Source organism: Streptomyces sp. NPDC001922 (assembly GCF_042891165.1).
GTDB lineage: Bacteria > Actinomycetota > Actinomycetes > Streptomycetales > Streptomycetaceae > Streptomyces.
The window spans coordinates 136260-152599 of sequence record NZ_JBIASV010000002.1 but is presented as its reverse complement, the minus strand read 5'-3'; the positions used below and the strand labels follow the sequence as shown (position 1 = coordinate 152599).

At 74.6% G+C, this 16340-nt stretch carries 16 protein-coding genes; 10 read left to right on the top strand and 6 right to left on the bottom strand.

The genetic code is table 11. The annotated features are described in order from the left end of the window. The first annotated feature begins 251 nt into the window (after positions 1–251). The 6 genes from ACFYYR_RS04125 (at position 252) to ACFYYR_RS04100 (ending at position 7125) form a co-directional block, all read left to right on the top strand. Positions 252–509 carry a DUF1049 domain-containing protein gene (locus tag ACFYYR_RS04125; RefSeq protein ID WP_388846684.1) on the top strand — a complete coding sequence of 86 codons (258 nt, stop codon included), beginning with the start codon at positions 252–254 and terminating at the stop codon, positions 507–509. A 398-nt stretch (positions 510–907) separates the two neighbouring features. Then, positions 908–1114: a hypothetical protein gene (locus tag ACFYYR_RS04120; RefSeq protein ID WP_388846682.1), complete on the top strand. Its 207-nt coding sequence runs from the start codon at positions 908–910 to the stop codon at positions 1112–1114. A gap of 186 nt (positions 1115–1300) precedes the next feature. Next, positions 1301–2749, top strand: coding sequence for a CoA transferase (locus tag ACFYYR_RS04115; protein ID WP_388847256.1), 1449 nt, complete (start codon positions 1301–1303; stop codon positions 2747–2749). Between the two features lie 83 nt (positions 2750–2832). Then, positions 2833–3405, top strand: a complete 573-nt coding sequence (locus ACFYYR_RS04110; RefSeq protein WP_388846680.1) for a GNAT family N-acetyltransferase — start codon at positions 2833–2835, stop codon at positions 3403–3405. Positions 3406–3609: 204 nt separating this feature from the next. Next, a complete protein-coding gene (locus tag ACFYYR_RS04105; RefSeq protein WP_388846678.1) occupies positions 3610–6030 on the top strand; it encodes a DUF5107 domain-containing protein in 2421 nt (806 codons plus the stop codon). A 177-nt stretch (positions 6031–6207) separates the two neighbouring features. Continuing rightward, positions 6208–7125: an NADP-dependent oxidoreductase gene (locus ACFYYR_RS04100; RefSeq protein ID WP_388846676.1), complete on the top strand. Its 918-nt coding sequence runs from the start codon at positions 6208–6210 to the stop codon at positions 7123–7125. 78 nt (positions 7126–7203) lie between these two features. Here the strand turns inward: ACFYYR_RS04100 and ACFYYR_RS04095 are convergent, their stop codons facing one another. The 3 genes from ACFYYR_RS04095 to ACFYYR_RS04085 all read right to left on the bottom strand — a co-directional run bounded on the left by ACFYYR_RS04095 (position 7204) and on the right by ACFYYR_RS04085 (position 10236). After that, positions 7204–7560 (bottom strand): VOC family protein, encoded by a 357-nt coding sequence (locus ACFYYR_RS04095; protein ID WP_388846674.1) that lies wholly within the window; start codon positions 7558–7560, stop codon positions 7204–7206. 171 nt (positions 7561–7731) lie between these two features. Continuing rightward, positions 7732–9117 (bottom strand): serine hydrolase domain-containing protein, encoded by a 1386-nt coding sequence (locus tag ACFYYR_RS04090; protein WP_388846672.1) that lies wholly within the window; start codon positions 9115–9117, stop codon positions 7732–7734. Positions 9118–9225: 108 nt separating this feature from the next. Further along, positions 9226–10236: a GlxA family transcriptional regulator gene (locus ACFYYR_RS04085; protein WP_388846670.1), complete on the bottom strand. Its 1011-nt coding sequence runs from the start codon at positions 10234–10236 to the stop codon at positions 9226–9228. 127 nt (positions 10237–10363) lie between these two features. Between ACFYYR_RS04085 and ACFYYR_RS04080 the strand changes: the two genes are divergently transcribed. Further along, entirely contained in the window at positions 10364–11248 is an 885-nt protein-coding gene (locus ACFYYR_RS04080) for an NAD(P)-dependent oxidoreductase (protein WP_388846668.1), read from the top strand. Continuing rightward, a complete protein-coding gene (locus ACFYYR_RS04075) occupies positions 11245–11883 on the top strand; it encodes a maleylpyruvate isomerase N-terminal domain-containing protein (RefSeq protein ID WP_388846666.1) in 639 nt (212 codons plus the stop codon). Before ACFYYR_RS04080 ends, ACFYYR_RS04075 begins: the two co-directional genes overlap by 4 nt. A gap of 118 nt (positions 11884–12001) precedes the next feature. On the opposite strand, the gene ACFYYR_RS04070 is transcribed toward ACFYYR_RS04075, so the two are convergent. The 3 genes from ACFYYR_RS04070 to ACFYYR_RS04060 all read right to left on the bottom strand — a co-directional run bounded on the left by ACFYYR_RS04070 (position 12002) and on the right by ACFYYR_RS04060 (position 15273). After that, the gene (locus ACFYYR_RS04070; RefSeq protein WP_388846664.1) at positions 12002–12823 is read right to left on the bottom strand and encodes a methyltransferase domain-containing protein; all 822 of its coding nucleotides are present in this window, start codon (positions 12821–12823) and stop codon (positions 12002–12004) included. Positions 12824–13134: 311 nt separating this feature from the next. Further along, the gene (locus ACFYYR_RS04065; protein ID WP_388846662.1) at positions 13135–14634 is read right to left on the bottom strand and encodes a bifunctional phosphatase PAP2/diacylglycerol kinase family protein; all 1500 of its coding nucleotides are present in this window, start codon (positions 14632–14634) and stop codon (positions 13135–13137) included. Between the two features lie 255 nt (positions 14635–14889). Continuing rightward, the gene (locus tag ACFYYR_RS04060; RefSeq protein WP_388846660.1) at positions 14890–15273 is read right to left on the bottom strand and encodes a DUF2795 domain-containing protein; all 384 of its coding nucleotides are present in this window, start codon (positions 15271–15273) and stop codon (positions 14890–14892) included. 126 nt (positions 15274–15399) lie between these two features. Here ACFYYR_RS04060 and ACFYYR_RS04055 point away from each other — a divergent pair, with 126 nt between their 5' ends. Continuing rightward, positions 15400–15675 (top strand): DUF6158 family protein, encoded by a 276-nt coding sequence (locus ACFYYR_RS04055; protein WP_388846658.1) that lies wholly within the window; start codon positions 15400–15402, stop codon positions 15673–15675. Positions 15676–16140: 465 nt separating this feature from the next. Then, the gene (locus ACFYYR_RS04050; RefSeq protein WP_388846656.1) at positions 16141–16308 is read left to right on the top strand and encodes a hypothetical protein; all 168 of its coding nucleotides are present in this window, start codon (positions 16141–16143) and stop codon (positions 16306–16308) included. Positions 16309–16340: the final 32 nt, after the last annotated feature.

The window sequence follows — 16340 nt, the reverse complement described above, 5'->3', positions numbered from 1 at the left end:
GGGGCACATCCGCGCCCGCGGGGCGGGCCGGGATCTTGCGTCGTCGAGCCGGGATCCGCGGCTGGACGCGGCACCGGTTCCGGCGGGCCCGCCGGTCGTCCGGAGCCGGGCACGGCGGCGGACCGCCCGTGGGCTCACCCGGACGGATCAGCCGACCTCCCCGGAGGGACGGGACCCGCAGGCCAAGCCCGCCCCGGGGGGACATGCTGGACACAGAGGGTCTGCCGATGTCCCTGGAGGAGGGTCCGGACATGAGTCCCAAGACATCCACGAGCAGGGGAGGCAGGAGCCGCGGCGCGAAGGGACGCTTCCTCGAGTCCATGACGCCCGGCCGGGTGGCGGTGATCGTCGTAGCGGTCCTCGCCCTGGTGTTCATTCTCGAGAACACCGCCAAGACCAAGATCAGGCTGATCGTGCCGGAGGTGATCATGCCGCTGTGGGTCGCCCTGCTGGCCATGGTGCTCATCGGCATCCTGTGCGGCGCGTACCTCTTCCGGAGGCGGCGGTGAGACCCGGCGGGACCACGGTTCCGCGGCTGACCGCCGTACTGGCCATGGCCGGAGTCGCCGCCCTCGTCGCGGCCGTCCCACCGGCCCCGGCCCTCGCCCTCACCCGGGGGCCGTCCGGCGTCACCCCCGGGTCGTGGAGAGCTGCGGTCCTCCCGGGCCCCGGCCCGTCCGCCCCTATCGGCCCGTCAGCCCGTACGTCGGCCCACGCGGCCGGGCCGTTTCCCACCGAGCCCGTTCCCACGGAGCCTGTCCCCACCGGGCCCGCGTCCGCCGGGACACCTCCTGTCGGCTCCGCTGCCACCGGCTCCGCTCCAACCGGGGCCGCTCCCGTCGGGCGCACTCCGGACGGGTCCGCCCCCGCCGACCGGAGGCCCCTGCCCGACCTCGTCGGGAAGACGGTGACCGCCGCCCAGGAGGCGGCGCGGGCCGCGGGTTTCCTCACGCCCCGCACCTACGATGCGCTCGGGCTGGGCCGGGCGGTGACGGCGGGCGACCACTGGACGGTGTGCGCCCAGGACCCGCGGCCGGGCGAGGTCGAGATCACGGCCGAGATCACGCTGGCCGTCGTCCAACTGGAGGAGACCTGCCCCGTGGCCCAGGGATGACCGGCGGGGCACTCCGCCCGCTGCCCGTGCCCGCCTGCCCGTGCCCACTGCCCCTGCCCGCCGCCCGTCCGCGCGCCTCCGCCCTCCCGCCGGTCCCGGACGGCCCGACCCTTCGGGCGGCACGATCCCGCCGTGCCGCCCTCGCACCCTGGCACGGAGTGCCAGAATTCCGTTATGGATCATGTGATGGACGGAACGGCGTACGCCTGGTCCGCGCTCGGCGGTGACCGGGCCCTGCCCTCGCGGATCGACTACCGGACCACGGAGGGGGCGCTGCCCTCGTCGCTCCCGGTCATGGAGCTGGCGCGGTCGTGCGTCGCCGCATGCGCGCTGGCCGCCGCCGAACTCGCCGCCCGGCGAACGGGCGGCCCCCTTCCCCGCGTGACCGTCGACGACGCGGCCGTCGCCACCGCGTTCGTCAGCGAGCGCGAACTGCTCGTGGACGGCCGGGCGCCGCAGACCTTCGCGCCGCTCTCCCGCTTCTGGCGGGCGAAGGACGGCTGGGTGCGGACGCATGCCAACTATCCGCACCACCGCGCCCGGCTGCTCGACGCCCTCGGAATCCCCGACCCCGGCGGTGAGGCCGGCGGTGAGGCCGGCGACGACGAGGCGACCGCCGGCCGGCTCGCCGCCGAGCTGACGCTGCGCGCCGCGGAGGAGATCGAGGAGACCGTGAACGCGGCCGGTGGGCTGGCCGTCGCCGTCCGCGGCCCCGTCGAGTGGGCCGCGCACCCGCAGGGCCTGGCCGCCGCCGCGCTGCCGCTGGTGCACCGGGAACGCCTCGACCACGGACCGGTGCGCCCGCTCCCCGCGCTGCCGGCGACCGGACCGGTCCTGCCCGCCTCCGGGGTACGCGTCCTGGACCTCACCCGCGTCATCGCCGGCCCGGTCGCCACCCGGACGCTCGCGCTGCTCGGCGCGGACGTGCTGCGGATCGACGCGCCGCAGCTTCCCGAGATCGCCGACCACCACGCCGACACGGGATTCGGGAAGCGGTCCGCGGTGCTGGATCTCGGCAGCCGCGCCGACCGGGACACGTTCGAGGACCTGCTCTCCGCCGCCGACGTCGTGGTCACCGGCTACCGTCCCGGAGCGCTCGACCGTGACGGGCTGGCCCCCGCCGCGCTGGCCGAACGCCGGCCCGGACTGGTGGTCGCCCGGCTGAGCGCCTGGGGGATGGACGGTCCCTGGGCGGGGCGTCGCGGGTTCGACAGTCTGGTGCAGGCGGCTTCCGGGATCGCCGCGACCGAGACGGGGCCGGACGGGCGCCCCGGTGCCCTCCCGGCCCAGGCCCTCGACCACGGCACCGGCTATCTGCTGGCCGCGGCCGTGCTGCGCGCGCTCACCGAGCAACAGGACGAGGGCGGCAGCCGTCTGGCGACCCTCGCACTCGCCCGCACGGCGGCCTGGCTGCTGACCGGCATCGGCGGCTCGGCGCCCGTCGGGGCCGCGCGGGAAGCGGACCGCACGGGCCGGACGGCTCCCGCCGACGACACCCGGAGCCGGCCGGCCGAGACCACGGGCCCGCTCGGCACGATGCGTTACGCGCGCTCGCCCGTCACGTTCGACGGCTCCCCCGGGGACTGGGCGAGCCCGCCCGGCGTCTGGGGCACCGACCGGCCCGCCTGGCGCTGACGAATGCACCGGCCCGGCCCGTCCGGCGCTGACGAGGGGGGCGCCACTGGAGCCGGACGGGCCCTCGTTCCTACGATGTCCCGATGCCTGACACTCACTACCTCGCCACCGGCCCCCGGGTCGCCATCCGGCACATCGGGCCCGAGGACATGGAGGAGTTCACCGCCGCCGTCCGGGCCAGCACGGCACTGCTCCACCCGTACGCGTTCCTGCCGTCGAACGCCGAGGAGTTCGAGATGTGGAGCGCGAAGTTCCAGGTGCCGTCCGGTGAGGGCTATGTCGTCTGCGACCGGGAGACCGGCCGGATCGAGGCGGGCATCGCCATCAACAACATCGTGTACGGGGCGTTCCAGTGCGGGGCCGTCGGGTACGGGGCCTTCGCGCACTCCGCGGGCCGCGGTCTGATGACCGAGGGGCTGGGGCTCGTCATCCGCCACGCCTTCGGCGCACTGGGACTGCACCGTCTGGAGGCCAACATCCAGCCCGGGAACGTCGCTTCACTGAAGCTGGTGAAGCGGCTCGGCTTCCGGCACGAGGGGTTTTCGCCCGACTTCCTGTACATCGGCGGTGAGTGGCGGGACCACGAGCGCTGGGCCGTCACCAGCGCGATGTTCCGGGACCGGCCGGCCGCGCCGACGGAATCCGTTCCGACGTAGCGGCGCCCTGGGCCCCAGGTCCCTCCTCCTCGCCGGGGACGGATCGACAGGAAGGACGCGACTGATTGCCGTCCGGCCCCGCTGTCGTGGTGATGCGTGGAACTCGACTGGTGCCCGCCACCCGCCGGACTCTCTCCCCCGGCCGGCCCTTTGCACAACCCTGACCAGGAGCGGGCCTGTTCAGCCGGCCCAGGAGCGTGTTCCATGGTCATCGGGGCGCCGGAGAGGCGGCGGCCCGTACCAGGGAGCGAGGTTGCCGTGCCCACGACCGTGCGACGGACCGTACTGACCCTGCCCGGTGTGTCCCTCGGGCCCGAGAACCCGCTGCCCGCCCTCTGGCCGCCGGCCGGCCTCCACCGCGTCGGCGAGGCGGAACGCGCCGCACTGCCCGCCGAGATGGCCCGTCAGGCCGGCTACGGCGCCCTCCGGTCGGTGCTGCCCGTGCGGTTGCGCGACGGCTACGGCCGCAGTCGTGGCCCCGTCCGCCTCGACGCGATCGTCCTCGAGAACGACCGGCTGCGGGCCACCGTCCTGCCGGGTCTCGGCGGGCGGATCCACTCCCTGCTGCACAAGCCCACCGGGCGCGAACTCCTCTACCGCAACCCGGTCTTCCAGCCCGCCGACTTCGCCCTCAACGGCGCCTGGTTCTCCGGCGGCATCGAATGGAACATCGGCGCCACCGGCCACAGCACCCTCTCCTGCGCCCCGCTGCACGCGGCCCGGGTGCCCGCCCCCGACGGGCCGGGCGCCGACGCGGCCGGGGGCGGGATGCTGCGGCTCTGGGAGTGGGAGCGGCTGCGCGACACCCCGTTCCAGATCGACCTGTGGCTGCCCGAGGGGTCGGACTTCCTGTTCGTGGGCGTCCGCATCCGGAACCCGCACGACCGCCCGGTCCCCGTCCACTGGTGGTCCAACATCGCCGTTCCGGAGGGCGAACCCGGCTCCCGCGGCACCGGCTGCCGGGTGCTCGCCCCCGCCGAGGAGGCCTGGCACTTCGGCTACGAGCGCAGCCTGCGCCGCGTACCGGTCCCCGAGTGGCAGGGCACCGACCGCACCTACCCGCTGCGCAGCGCGAACCCGGCCGACTACTTCTACGACGTACCGGACGGCGACCGGCGCTGGATCGCGGCTCTGGACGAGGACGGACAGGGGCTGGTCCAGACCTCGACCGAGCTGCTGCGCGGCCGCAAGCTCTTCGTCTGGGGCACCGGCCGCGGCGGACGGCGCCGGCAGCAGTGGCTGACCGAGCCCGGAACCGGCGGCTATGCCGAGATCCAGGCCGGGCTCGCCCGCACCCGGCTGGAGCACGTCCGGCTGGACGCCCACACGGAGTTCGCCTGGCTGGAGGCGTACGGTCCGCTGTCCGCGGACCCGGCGGCGGTGCACGGCACCGACTGGGGCGCGGCCCGCACCGCGGCGGCGGCGAGTCTGGAGGCCGCGCTGCCGCGTGCCGAGGTCGACGCCGCCCACACCGCCTGGCTGGCCCGCGCCGACCACGAGCCGGGGGAGCGGCTGGCCACGGGATCCGGCTGGGGCGCGCTCGAAGTGGCCCGCGCCGGCTACGCGTTGCCGGGCACGCCGTTCGAGCCGTCCACGCTGGGCGCGGAGCAGCGGCCGTGGACGGAGCTGCTGCGCACCGGCGGTATGCCGGCCCGGGGACCGTCGGCCGACCCCGGGCCGTCGCTGGTCGCACCGGCCTGGCGCGACCTCCTGGAGGAGGCCGCGCCGAGCGCGGCGGTCGACTACCACCTGGGGGTGGCGCAGTGGCACGCGGGCGACCGGGCGCAGGCGGCGCGCAGCTGGGAACGCTCGCTGCACGCCTCCCGGAGCCCCTGGACGCTGCGCTGTCTGGCGGTGGCGGCCCAGGAGTCCGGGGATCCGGAACGGGCGGCCGACCGCTGGCTGCACGCCGTACGGGTGGCGCTCGCCGCACCGGCGGACGGGCCGGACCCGGGGGAGGGGCGGACGGAACCCGCCGGCAGGCCCGGTCCGGTCGTACGCGACGGCGCCGCTGCCGGGCAGCGGCGCCGGGCGCAGGGCCGTTCGGTATCGGGACGACAGGGCGGCTTCTGGCCGGAGGACGCGGTGCTCCTGACAGCGCCGGGCCCGGCCGGTGGGACGGAGGGAACCGGTCCGGGCCGGCCGGCCGCGGAGCGCCGTGCACCGGTCCCGGCGGCGCGACCGGCCGCGGATCCGGGACCGACTGCGGATCCTGGACCGACTGCGGACGCGGGACCGGCCGCGGATCCGGTGCCGGCGGCGGCACTGGCCGCGCTCGGGCGGGAGGCCGTCGAGGCCCTGCTCGCCGTCGGCCGCGCGCCGGATGCCCGCGCCCTCCTCGACGCGCTGACCCCGGAGATCCGGGACCGGGGCCGCTTCCGGCTGCTGCGGGCGCGGATCCTCCTGGCGGAGGGGGACGCGCAGGCGGCTCGGGCCGTCTTCGACGACGGCTTCGAGATCCCCGACCTCCGGGAGGGCGAGGAAACGCTGGAGGACACCTGGTACGCCGTCGCCGAGCAGCTCGTGTCCGGGGGCGCCGTGGTGACCGAGGAGATCCGGTCCCGGGCCCGCGCCGAACACCCGCTGCCCGAGCGGTACGACTACCGCATGCACCCCCGGGAGTGACGGCGGCAGCGTGCGGACCCGGTCCGGACGCCGGCCTGCGCCCGGGGAGGAGGGCCCGCACAGGGGGAGGGGCCGTGACAGAGCGGACCGGACGGGCGCGGGGCCGCTCCTGCCCCGGGAAGCGGACCGTTCCGCTCAGGGGGGAATGATCGGCTCCGGTGCACTGTTCTCCCGGACATGAAGGCAGTCACGATCAACGCATACGGAGAGACCCCGCAGCTCACCGAGGAGCCGGAGCCCAAGGTCGGTCCGGACTCGGTACTGATCCGCACCAAGGCCGCCGGGGTCAACCCGGTGGACTGGAAGGTCGCCGCCGGATATCTGGACCAGGCGCTCTACTGCCACTTCCCGTTCGTCCCGGGCTGGGACGTGGCCGGTGTGGTGGAGCAGGTCGGGCCCGCGGTCACCGAATTCGCCCCCGGCGACGAGGTGATCGGCTACAACCGCCAGGACCATGTCCAGCACGGGACGTACGCCGAGCTGGTGACCGCCCCGGTGCGCACCCTCGCCCGGAAGCCGGCCTCGCTGAGCTGGGCACAGGCCGCGGGCCTGCCGCTGGCGGGGCTCACCGCCTACCAGTCGCTGCGCGCCGCCGGTGTCGGCACGGGGGACACCGTCCTCGTACACGCCGCTGCCGGTGGCGTGGGGTCCCTCGCCGTGCAGATCGCCGTGGCGCGGGGCGCGCGGGTGATCGGTACGGCCAGCGAGCGGAACCACGACTTCCTGCGCTCCCTGGGAGCGGAGCCGGTCACCTACGGCGACGGGCTGCCGGACCGGGTGCGCGCGCTGGCGCCGGACGGAGTGGACGCCGCCCTCGACTTCGTCGGCGGCGCCGCGGTCGCCCAGTCGCTCGAGGTCACCGGGGCGCCGGAGCGCATCGTCTCCATCGCCGACTTCCAGGTGGCCGCGGTGGGCGGACGCTATGTCTTCGTCCGCCCGGACGCGGCCGACCTCACGGCCCTGGGCGAGCTCGCCGACGCCGGGAAGCTGACCGTCCCTGTCGACCAGGAGCTTCCGCTGGCCGAGGCCGCCGAGGCGTTCCGGATCAGTCAGGAGGGCCGCACGCGGGGGAAGATCGTCCTCACCGTCTCCTGACGGCCGGGACCGTCCCGGCGGCCCCGGACTGCGGGTCTGACGTTTCGTCAGCCCTCGCAGTCCGGTCCTGAGGTGTCGTCAGCCCGCCGCCCCGCCCCGGTCGACGTACTCGAAGACCGAGCCGTCGGGGTGGCGGGCCAGCAGGTTGCGGCCGACGGGTGTGTCCAGCGGGCCGGCGATGATCTGGGCGCCCACCTCGCTCAGCACCGCGTGCGCCTCGCCCACGTCCTTCACCGCGATGGTGGCGGTGACCTTGCGCAGCACTTCCAGCTGGCTCTCCGGTCCGCTCATCAGCAGAAAGGCGCCCACGGCCGCCACGGACACACCGGCGCGCTCGAAGCGGAGTGCCTCGGCGCCCGTCAGACGTTCGTAGACACCGACCGCGGCTTCCAGGTCGTCGACGCACACCCGCAGCGAAGTTCCCAAGATCTCCATACGAATGAGCTTAGGGGCCACCGGGGGCTCGCGGTCCCGTTCCGGAATGCCGTGCGCCACGGAAGAACCGCGGACGGAACGGACTGAACGGATGGAACGGACGGAGGGCCGCGGGGGAGGACACCGGTCGGCAGGGCCCGGCGAAGAGCCCTGCCGGAGTCCGGCGAGCGGTCAGAAGCGCGGATCGGTCATGGCGTTGACAGCGGCCGGCGGCAACGCGCGCCGCCCCTTCCCGGTGGACTCGTCGGCTCGGCCGGCGGTGCCGGGGGCCTTGCCGCAGAACTCCGCCTCGATGATGTCGAAGTACACCGCCGAGTCGGCCAGCCAGTCACCGTTGATGTTGAACGTCATCCGGCGCTTGCCGTCCGCCGTGCCGACCATCGCGGACAGCGATCCGTTCGTCCGGCCGGACTTCCCCACCACGGAGACCCCGCAGGACAGCGTGGCGGTCTCCACCCCGAGCCCGTAACCGGTCCCGCCCGCCTCCACGGTGTCGAACATCGCTCGCTGCTGGGCGGGCGGCAGCAACGTGCCGCGCAGCAGGGCCCGGTGGAAGCGATTGAGGTCCCCGGTGGTCGATATCAGGTCGCCCGCCGCACCCAGCCAGGTCATGTTCTGTTCGGTGGCGTCGTGGACCGGGGCGTCGGGGGCGGTGCTGTGCAGCCGGGAGTAGCCGACCGGGTGCGGTGACGGCATCCGGGCCGAGGTGCCGGGGAACGATGTCCCGTGCAGCTTCAGCGGCTTGATGATGCGCCGTGTGGCCTCCGCCGCATAGGAGCGCCCCGTCACCTTCTCGATGACCAGGCCGGCCAGGATGTAGTTGGTGTTCGAGTACCGCGGCTTCCCGCCGGGCTCGGACACCGGAGGGTGCCGCAGCGCGACGGCGACCAGCTCCTCCGGGGTGTGGGTGTCGTACCGGTGCTCCGGGAAGCCCGGACCGGCCGCCTGGTCCACGAACGCGGTGTCCTCGGTGTAGTTGAACAGTCCGCTGGTGTGGTTGAGCAGGTGCCGCAGGGTGATGCGGCTGCCGTCGTAGCCGTTGCCGTGCACCACGCCGGGCAGCCAGGTCTCGACGGTGTCGTCCAGGCTCAGCTTCCCTTCCGCCTCCAGTTGCAGCAGCACGGTCGCGATGAAGGGCTTGGTGATGCTCGCCGCCCGGAAGTGGTCAGCGGGTGAACGTTTCCGCTGGGTCGTGGTGTCCGCGAACCCCGCCGAGCCGAACCAGCCTCCCTTGCTCCCCTGGGCCTCCGCCGCCACGCCGGGCAGGCCCCCGGCCTCCACCGCGCGGCGCAGCGCGGCACGGGTGGCGGCGTGGTCGCGCGCACCGGCCCGGCCCCGTGCTGCGGCACGGCCTGTCGCACCGTCCCGGCGCAGCGCATCGGCCCGGTCGGGCGCGCCGCCCCGGCCTGAAGCGTCCACGCGGACGGGCATGGCGATCCGGTCCGGTGTGTCGGCCCGGTCCGGTCCGGTGGTGGCGTGGGCCGTGCCGAGCGCGGTGGCGCCCACCACGGCCGCCACCACTGCGGTCACTAAGCCGGTACGTCCGCCTCGCTGCATCGTGCTGCTCCTCCCGTCGGCCCGCGGCGAACGCCCTGCCCGCCGCGCAACGCGAGTGACGCGGGGGACGCGGGGAGGGTTGCGTTCCTGCTTCGGCGGGTGCCGGTCTCAGGCGCGGGGTGACTCGGGCGCCGACCGGGGGAAGGCCCGTCGGTAGTCGCTCGGCGATACCCCGATCCGTTTGAGGAAGTGGTGGCGGAGGTTGTTCGCCGTACCGAGGCCGCTCAGCTCGCCGATCTTCTCGATCGGCAGGTCCGTCGACTCCAGCAGGCTCTGGGCTCGGCCCAGGCGCTGATCGAGGAGCCACTGCAGGGGAGTTGTCCCCGTGGTCGCCTGAAGGCGCCGGTGGAAGGTCCGCGGGCTCATCGCGGCGCGCCGTGCCAGGTCCTCGACCGTCAGAGGCCGGTCCAGGTGTGCCCGGGCCCAGTCCAGAACGGGCGCCAGGCCGCCGCCGTCGGTCGTGGGCACGGACAGGTCGATGAACTGTGCCTGGCCGCCCGGCCGATGGGCGGGCACCACCATCCGGCGGGCCAGCTGATTGGCGACGTGCGCGCCCAGGTCCCGGCGCACCAGATGGAGGCAGAGGTCGAGACCGGCGGTCAGCCCGGCGCTGGTGAGCACATCGCCGTCGTCCACGTAGAGCACCGAGTCGTCGACCTCCACCTTCGGGTAGCGCTCGGCGAGTTGCCCGGTGTGCATCCAATGGGCGGTGGCACGCCGTCCGTCGAGCAGGCCGGCCTCGGCGAGTGCGAAGGCGCCGGTGCACAGCGAGACCATGCGGGCGCCCGCGTCGTAGGCGCGGCGCAGGGCCGTGATCAGTGCCTGCGGCAGCGGTCTGCCCTCGTCGACGCAGGGGTCGGGCACCGAGGGCACGATGACCGTGTCGGCACCGGCGAGGTCGTCGAGCCCGTGGCGCGTCGTCAGGGACAGCCCTGTCCCGGCCGGGGAGTCGTCCTGCCCCCGCTCCCCCGTACCGCACAGCCGCAGGTCGTACCAGGGGTCGGCCAGGTCGGGCTGCGGCTTCCCGAAGACGGTGCAGGGGATGCTGAGCTCGTACAGATCCCAGGAGGGCACTCCGATGTCCTCGGGCACGACCACGGCGACGGAACCGGCATTCATGCCTCGAAGCGTATGGCAGGAATTTGGTGGCCGTCGTCACCGGTGTCACTGTTCCCGGCTCCTGCGGGCTGCGACCTTGGTCCGTACCTGACCAACCGCCGCAGGCGGAGACATGGGGAGTCGCGACATGCATTCCGATCATCCGGCAGTGACCGTCATCGGGCTGGGCTCGATGGGTTTGGCGCTGGCCTCCGCCCTGCTGGACGCGGGCCACGCAACCACCGTGTGGAACCGCTCGGCGCACAAGGCCCGGCCGCTGGTCGACCGGGGTGCCCGCCTGGCCGCGTCACCCGAGGAAGCGATCGGGGCGAGCCCGCTGACCATCGTGTGCGTGCTGGACTACGGGGTGCTGCACGCCCTCCTCGACCCCATCGCCGGTTCCCTGGCGGGCAAGGCCCTGGTCAACCTCACCTCCGGCTCCCCGGAGCAGGCCCAGGAGGCCGCCGCGTGGGCCCGGACGCACGCCGTCGACTACCTCGACGGCGCGATCATGACCACCCCGCCGGGGGTCGGCGACTCCGGGATGATGTTCCTCTACAGCGGTGCGGACGCGGTCTTCGCCGCCCATCGGCCGGCCCTGGCTGCCCTGGGCGACCCCCTGCACCTCGGCGCCGACCCCGGCCTCGCCTCCCTCTACGACGCCGCCCTGCTGGGCCTGATGTGGTCCACCCTGACCGGCTGGCTGCACGGCACCGCGCTGGTCGGTGCGGAGCGGACACCGGCCACGGCCTTCACGCCGGTCGCGATCCGCTGGCTGACCGCCGTGGCCGGCTTCCTGGCCACCTATGCACCCCAGGTGGACGCAGGCCGCTACCCGGGTGACGACGCCACGGTCGACGTACAGATCGCCGCCATCGACCATCTGCTCCACGCCGCGACGGCCCGCGGTATCGACAACGCCCTGCCCGAACTCCTGAAGTCCGCCATGGAACGGGCCAAGGCCGCAGGTCACGGCTCCGACAGCTTCGCGAGCGTGATCGAGGTCCTGAAGTCGCCGGCGGTCGGCGCATGACCGTGACGCCCGCGGCTGCCCCCCACGGCATGCCGGACCCGAAGACGCCCGCCACCACCCTGCCGTGGACGGACCTCCTGGCCGCCGTCACCGACGACTGCCTGGCGGCTCTCCTCGAAGGAGCCGGCCAGGACTGGTCACGCAACGCCCATGGCCTCGACTGGACCTGCCGCCGGACCCTCGACCATCTCGCCCTCGGCCTGACCGGCTACGCCGGTCTGCTCATCGCCCGCCCCGACGACCGCTACATCACCCTCTTCGCCTCGCTCGACCCGGAGGCATCCGTCCCCGCCTGTCTCGACGGTCTCCGGATCGCCGCGTCCCTGCTGACGGCCACCGTCCGGGACGCGCCAGCCGAAGCCCGCGCCTGGCACCCCTGGGGGCACTCCGACCCAACCGGGTTCGCTGCCATGGGAATCACCGAACTGGCCGTCCACACCTACGACATCACGCGCGCGCTCGGCTCGTCCTGGACCCTGCCCGACCTCCCGAGCGCGGCCGTGCTCGGACGCCTCTTCGCCGACGCTCCGCCCGGGCACGGCCCGTTCGACACCCTGTTGTGGTGCACGGGCCGTATCGCACTCCCCGGCCTGGCGCGACGGGCCGTGTGGCAATGGGACGGAACGGTGCGCTGAGGGCCGTCCCACGCGTGCCTGGCCCCTTCCCGTGGCGGATCGACGGGATGCGGATCGACGGGATGCGGCGGCGGGGGGCCACTGGCCTCCGCTCGTACGGGGGGTGTTCCGTCCCCGGTCAACCCTCCGCCGGTACCCGGCAGAGCAGTTCGCCGTGGAGCAGGGCGAACCAGCCGTCCTCGGCCTGCCCCCACTGCCGCCACGCGGCGGCGATCCGGTGCAGCTCCGCCTCGGTGGCGTGCCCGCCGTCCACCGCGCGCCGGGCGTAGCCCGACGCGGTCGTCCGGTCCGCCCAGAGGCCGCTCCACCAGGCGCGTTCCTCCGGAGCCGCGAAGCACCAGGCGGAGGCGGTGGCGGTGACGTCGGTGAAGCCGGCCCGGCGGGCCCAGGAGAGCAGGACCCGTCCGGCGTCCGGCTCCCCGCCGTTGGCGCGCGCCACCCGCCGGTACAGCTCCAGCCAGTCGTCCATGCCCGGAACGGCGGGGTGCCACGTCATCGTCGCGTAGTCGGAGTCGCGGACGGCCACGACGCCCCCGGGGCGGCACACCCGGCGCATCTCCCGGAGGGCCTGTACGGGGTCGCCGACGTGCTGGAGCACCTGGTGGGCGTGGACCACGTCGAACGAGTCGTCCGGGAAGCCCAGGGCGTGCACATCGGCGACCGCGAACCCGACGTTCGTCAGGCCGCGTTCGGCCGCGGTCGCGCGTGCCCGGTCGAGGACGTCCGGGGCCGCGTCGACCGCGGTCACCCGGCCGGGGGCCACCAGTCCGGCCAGGTCCGCGGTGATCGTGCCCGGCCCGCAGCCCACATCGAGGACGGACAGGCCCGGCCGCAGCTCGCCGAGGAGGTACGCGGCCGAGTTGGCGGCGGTGCGCCAACGGTGCGAGCGCAGCACGGACTCGTGGTGCCCATGGGTGTAGACGGCGGCCTTCTCGGACATGGCGGTCCCCTCTCGACGGCGGGTCGGGCGCGTCACGGGCAGCCTAGAACCGCGTTCCGCATGACGAGAAGGACGTATCAATATGTGGTCACGAAGGAGAGTGGGTGGGGTGAGGAGGGTGGCGTGGCCGGACGTGCCGACGCCCGCGGTCAGGAGATGACGACGCCCGCGGTCGGGAGCGGGACCGCTGTCCGGTCATGCTCCCGACCGCCGCCGTCGTCCGGAGGGGGCGCCCGGAGGCTGCCGTCCGGCGGGGGGAGGTTCACCCGCCGGACGGCTCCGCACCGGACTGCGCCGCACCGCCCGGCGGCTCAGTCGAAGTCCGGCCGGTAGACCGTCAGCGCCTCCTCCGCCTTGTCGAGGGCGAAGGCCGGGGGAGCGGGCGCCACTTCGCCGTCGAACGCCAGGTGCGTGCCCGGCGCCACACCGGAGATCCGCAGCCGCTGCGTGCGGATGGCCGCGTACACCGGGGAGCTGCGCAGCGCACCGCTCACGGCTGCCGCGAGCAGCCGGGTCCGGGCGAAGTGGCCGCCGTGGGCGATACGGACGTCCAGCAGGCCGTCCGCCAGGTCGTACCGGCGCACCGGCGCGACGCCCACGCTGCGGTAGGCGCCGTTGCCCGCGAACAGCAGCCACATGGACCGCCGCCGGCCGTTCACCTCGGCCTGCACGGGCCGCGACGTCCGCAGCACATGGATCACCCCGAGCATGCTCGCCAGGGGCCCGCCCAGCCGGGGTGACCAGCGCTCCCGCACCCGGACCAGCTCCGGGTACGAGCCCAGGCTGAAGGTGTTGAGGAAGTGCAGGGGCTCACCGCCGCCCGTGGGGGTCACCCGGCCCACGTCCACCTTCACCGCGGTGCCCGCCGCCACCGCGGCGCAGGTGTCCTGGATCGTCTCCACCCCCAGGTCCACGGCGAAGTGGTTGAACGTCCCGCCGGGGAAGACCGCCAGCGGCACGTCGTACTGCAGGGCCGCCGTCGCCGCGGCGTTCACCGTGCCGTCGCCCCCGCAGACGCCCAGCGCGCCGCCGCGCTTCACGGCGTCCCGCGCCGCCTCCTCCAGCACCGCGGGCAGCGGACCGGCGCTCTCCTCGTACAGCACCACCTCCGCCTTCGGCAGCGCCGTCCGCAGCTGGCGCACCGGGTCGGTCACCGTGGGCTGGGCGCCGGAGCCCGGGTTCACCACGACCACCAGCCCGTCGCCGTCGGGGAGCACCGGCGCACCGGTGCGGGGACGGGCCGGGGGCGGGAGCTGGGTCCGGGACGGTACGAGTCCGCGCACCGCGAACGCCGCCCCCGCCCCCAGCGCCGCGCCCGCCACCACATCGCTCGGGTAGTGGACGCCGGTGTACACCCGGGAGAAGGCCACCGACGCGGCGACCGGCGCCAGCACCGCGCCCCAGCGCCGCGATTCGAGCGCCGCTCCGACGGCGAAGGCCGCCGCGGAGGCGGAGTGCCCGGACGGGAAGGACGTGGTGACCGGCTGGCGCCGGAGCTGCCGCATCAGCGGCACCGAGTCCTGCACCGGCCGCGCCCGGCGCACCGAGCGCTTGCCCACGGTGTTGACCGTTGCCGAGGCCAGCGCGAGGGACGCCACGCCCCGCGCCGCGGCGCGCCGCCCCCGGGGGCTGCCGACCGCCCACATGCCCGCCGCGAGGCCGAACCACAGCAGGCCGTGATTGGCGCTCCGGCTCAGCCGTGGCAGGACCCGCTCGGCGCCCGGCCACTCGCGGGCCGCCACCAGCTCGAAGACGGACCGGTCCCGCGCGCTGAGCAGGCTGCGGACGCGGTGCCTCAACTGTTCATCCATGCCGACCGCATACCCGCTGTCGGCCGAGCGATGGGGGAGCCCTGCGTCACGTGGCGCAACGGGCCGCCGCACGGACCCCGGACGGCCGCACACGGTGGGTCTCCCGGCCGCACACGGTGGGTCTCCCCGCCGTGCACCGGGGGCGAGGGGGCGGACACGGGCGACGGCCCGTTCCCGGCGGCGTCCGGCCGCCGGGAACGGGCCGTCGTACCCGCTGCGCGGTTCGCGGTGCGGTCCTCGCTACGCGGTCCTCGTTCACGCGGGCATGCCGCGCCCGAGGGTCGTGACCATCTCCTGCACGTTGTGGAACGTCTCGTCCGGCGGCAGCTCGGTGACCACGTCGATGAGCCCGTCGGGCGCGTGCCGCTCGTGCAGCGTGCGCAGCAGCTCCCGGCGCTTGGCCGGGAACGGCGTCCGGGCGAGGTGCCGGCCGAGCTCGAAGCGGAGCGCTTCCTCACCGGCGGGAGTCCCCGGCCGGGGCACCGCCCCCAGCGCGGCCGGCGGGTCGTCGTCGGCACCCGGCTCCGGGTCGTGCCACTCATCGGCCCTGGTCGGGTGGCCGGAGCGCAGCAGCCCCTGGAGTTCGTGCTTCATCTCCTCGTCGCGGTGGACATTGAGCCGGTTGCTTCCTCGCTCCATTGCTACCTCCGTACTGCTCGGGGCGGACCTGTGTCGGTCCTGCGGGCCGGGTACCCGGTGACCGGGCAGCAACACGGCTGCACTGCGTGTCCGGCGGACCACGCAGGTGACGAAAGGGAGTGCACCATGGGCGACCAGGGACGGCGGAACGGCGGGGTCGACCCGTCCGCACTCGACGAACCACAGCTGCTCAAGGAGCTGGAGACCATCCACCGCACGCGTCACGAGACCCTGCTGTACGGCTCGCAGGACGCCCTCGCCGCCCACAACACCCGGATGGCGCAGCTGGAGGGCGAATACCTGCGACGCCACCCGGACCGCCAGGTGGCGGCCGGCCGGACACGGGAGGGGGCCCGGAGCCGGAACTGCGACGGGGACTCCCCGCACGCGCACGGCAGATGACGGGAACTCCGCGCACGCGCACGGTGGCAGGTGCCCGGATCTCCACCGTCATGCATCCGCTCGAGGAGAACTCCGCCCCGCGCACGGCAGCTCCTGAGCGGGGCCGCCGGAGCGGGGTGACCGCCGGGCCCGCGCGCGTTCACGGGCCCCGGACGCTCGTTGCCCGCCGCTCGCCGCCGGTCTGCGGAATCACTCCTTCCGCCGCCCGGCCGCACGGCGGAGGTTTGGCGTGGGGCATCGCGGCAACCCGAAGATCGGCCGAGCGGTCGTGAGTGGGGAAAACACGGCCCCGGGCCCGGGACATCAGGGACCCCGGGCCCGGGGCCGGTGTGCTTCCGGCCCGCCCCGACCGCCCCCGTGCACCCTGCCTCCGCTGTCCCCGCGTTTGGCTCCGGCGAGGAGGGTCACCCGAAGCGGAGGCCGGCGCGTTCGACGGAGCACCCGGCCCCAGGAGAGGACAGGGCCATGGCGGTACTCGCCGTATTCATGCCGATAGCCATGCTCGGTGTCGTCCTGGCACTGGGCCGGTACGAGGACTTCATCCTGACGCCGACGGCGGTACGCGGCAGTCATGCCCGGCGACTGACCAGGGCCCCCGTGGCCAGGTCGCACAAGGGAGGTGCAGCCCGGTGACCGGAACTGTGCAGGACCGTACGCATCGCACC

What these genes read in the sequence shown, in the direction of transcription:
- ACFYYR_RS04080 (WP_388846668.1), top strand. Translation starts at nt 10,364, where the DNA reads ATGCATTCCGATCATCCGGCAGTGACCGTCATCGGGCTGGGCTCGATG.
- ACFYYR_RS04055 (WP_388846658.1), top strand. Translation starts at nt 15,400, where the DNA reads ATGGGCGACCAGGGACGGCGGAACGGCGGGGTCGACCCGTCCGCACTC.
- ACFYYR_RS04125 (WP_388846684.1), top strand. Translation starts at nt 252, where the DNA reads ATGAGTCCCAAGACATCCACGAGCAGGGGAGGCAGGAGCCGCGGCGCG.
- ACFYYR_RS04085 (WP_388846670.1), bottom strand. Translation starts at nt 10,236, where the DNA reads ATGAATGCCGGTTCCGTCGCCGTGGTCGTGCCCGAGGACATCGGAGTG.
- ACFYYR_RS04100 (WP_388846676.1), top strand. Translation starts at nt 6,208, where the DNA reads ATGAAGGCAGTCACGATCAACGCATACGGAGAGACCCCGCAGCTCACC.
- ACFYYR_RS04090 (WP_388846672.1), bottom strand. Translation starts at nt 9,117, where the DNA reads ATGCAGCGAGGCGGACGTACCGGCTTAGTGACCGCAGTGGTGGCGGCC.
- ACFYYR_RS04110 (WP_388846680.1), top strand. Translation starts at nt 2,833, where the DNA reads ATGCCTGACACTCACTACCTCGCCACCGGCCCCCGGGTCGCCATCCGG.
- ACFYYR_RS04050 (WP_388846656.1), top strand. Translation starts at nt 16,141, where the DNA reads ATGGCGGTACTCGCCGTATTCATGCCGATAGCCATGCTCGGTGTCGTC.
- ACFYYR_RS04065 (WP_388846662.1), bottom strand. Translation starts at nt 14,634, where the DNA reads ATGGATGAACAGTTGAGGCACCGCGTCCGCAGCCTGCTCAGCGCGCGG.
- ACFYYR_RS04115 (WP_388847256.1), top strand. Translation starts at nt 1,301, where the DNA reads ATGGACGGAACGGCGTACGCCTGGTCCGCGCTCGGCGGTGACCGGGCC.
- ACFYYR_RS04075 (WP_388846666.1), top strand. Translation starts at nt 11,245, where the DNA reads ATGACCGTGACGCCCGCGGCTGCCCCCCACGGCATGCCGGACCCGAAG.
- ACFYYR_RS04070 (WP_388846664.1), bottom strand. Translation starts at nt 12,823, where the DNA reads ATGTCCGAGAAGGCCGCCGTCTACACCCATGGGCACCACGAGTCCGTG.
- ACFYYR_RS04095 (WP_388846674.1), bottom strand. Translation starts at nt 7,560, where the DNA reads ATGGAGATCTTGGGAACTTCGCTGCGGGTGTGCGTCGACGACCTGGAA.
- ACFYYR_RS04060 (WP_388846660.1), bottom strand. Translation starts at nt 15,273, where the DNA reads ATGGAGCGAGGAAGCAACCGGCTCAATGTCCACCGCGACGAGGAGATG.
- ACFYYR_RS04105 (WP_388846678.1), top strand. Translation starts at nt 3,610, where the DNA reads ATGGTCATCGGGGCGCCGGAGAGGCGGCGGCCCGTACCAGGGAGCGAG.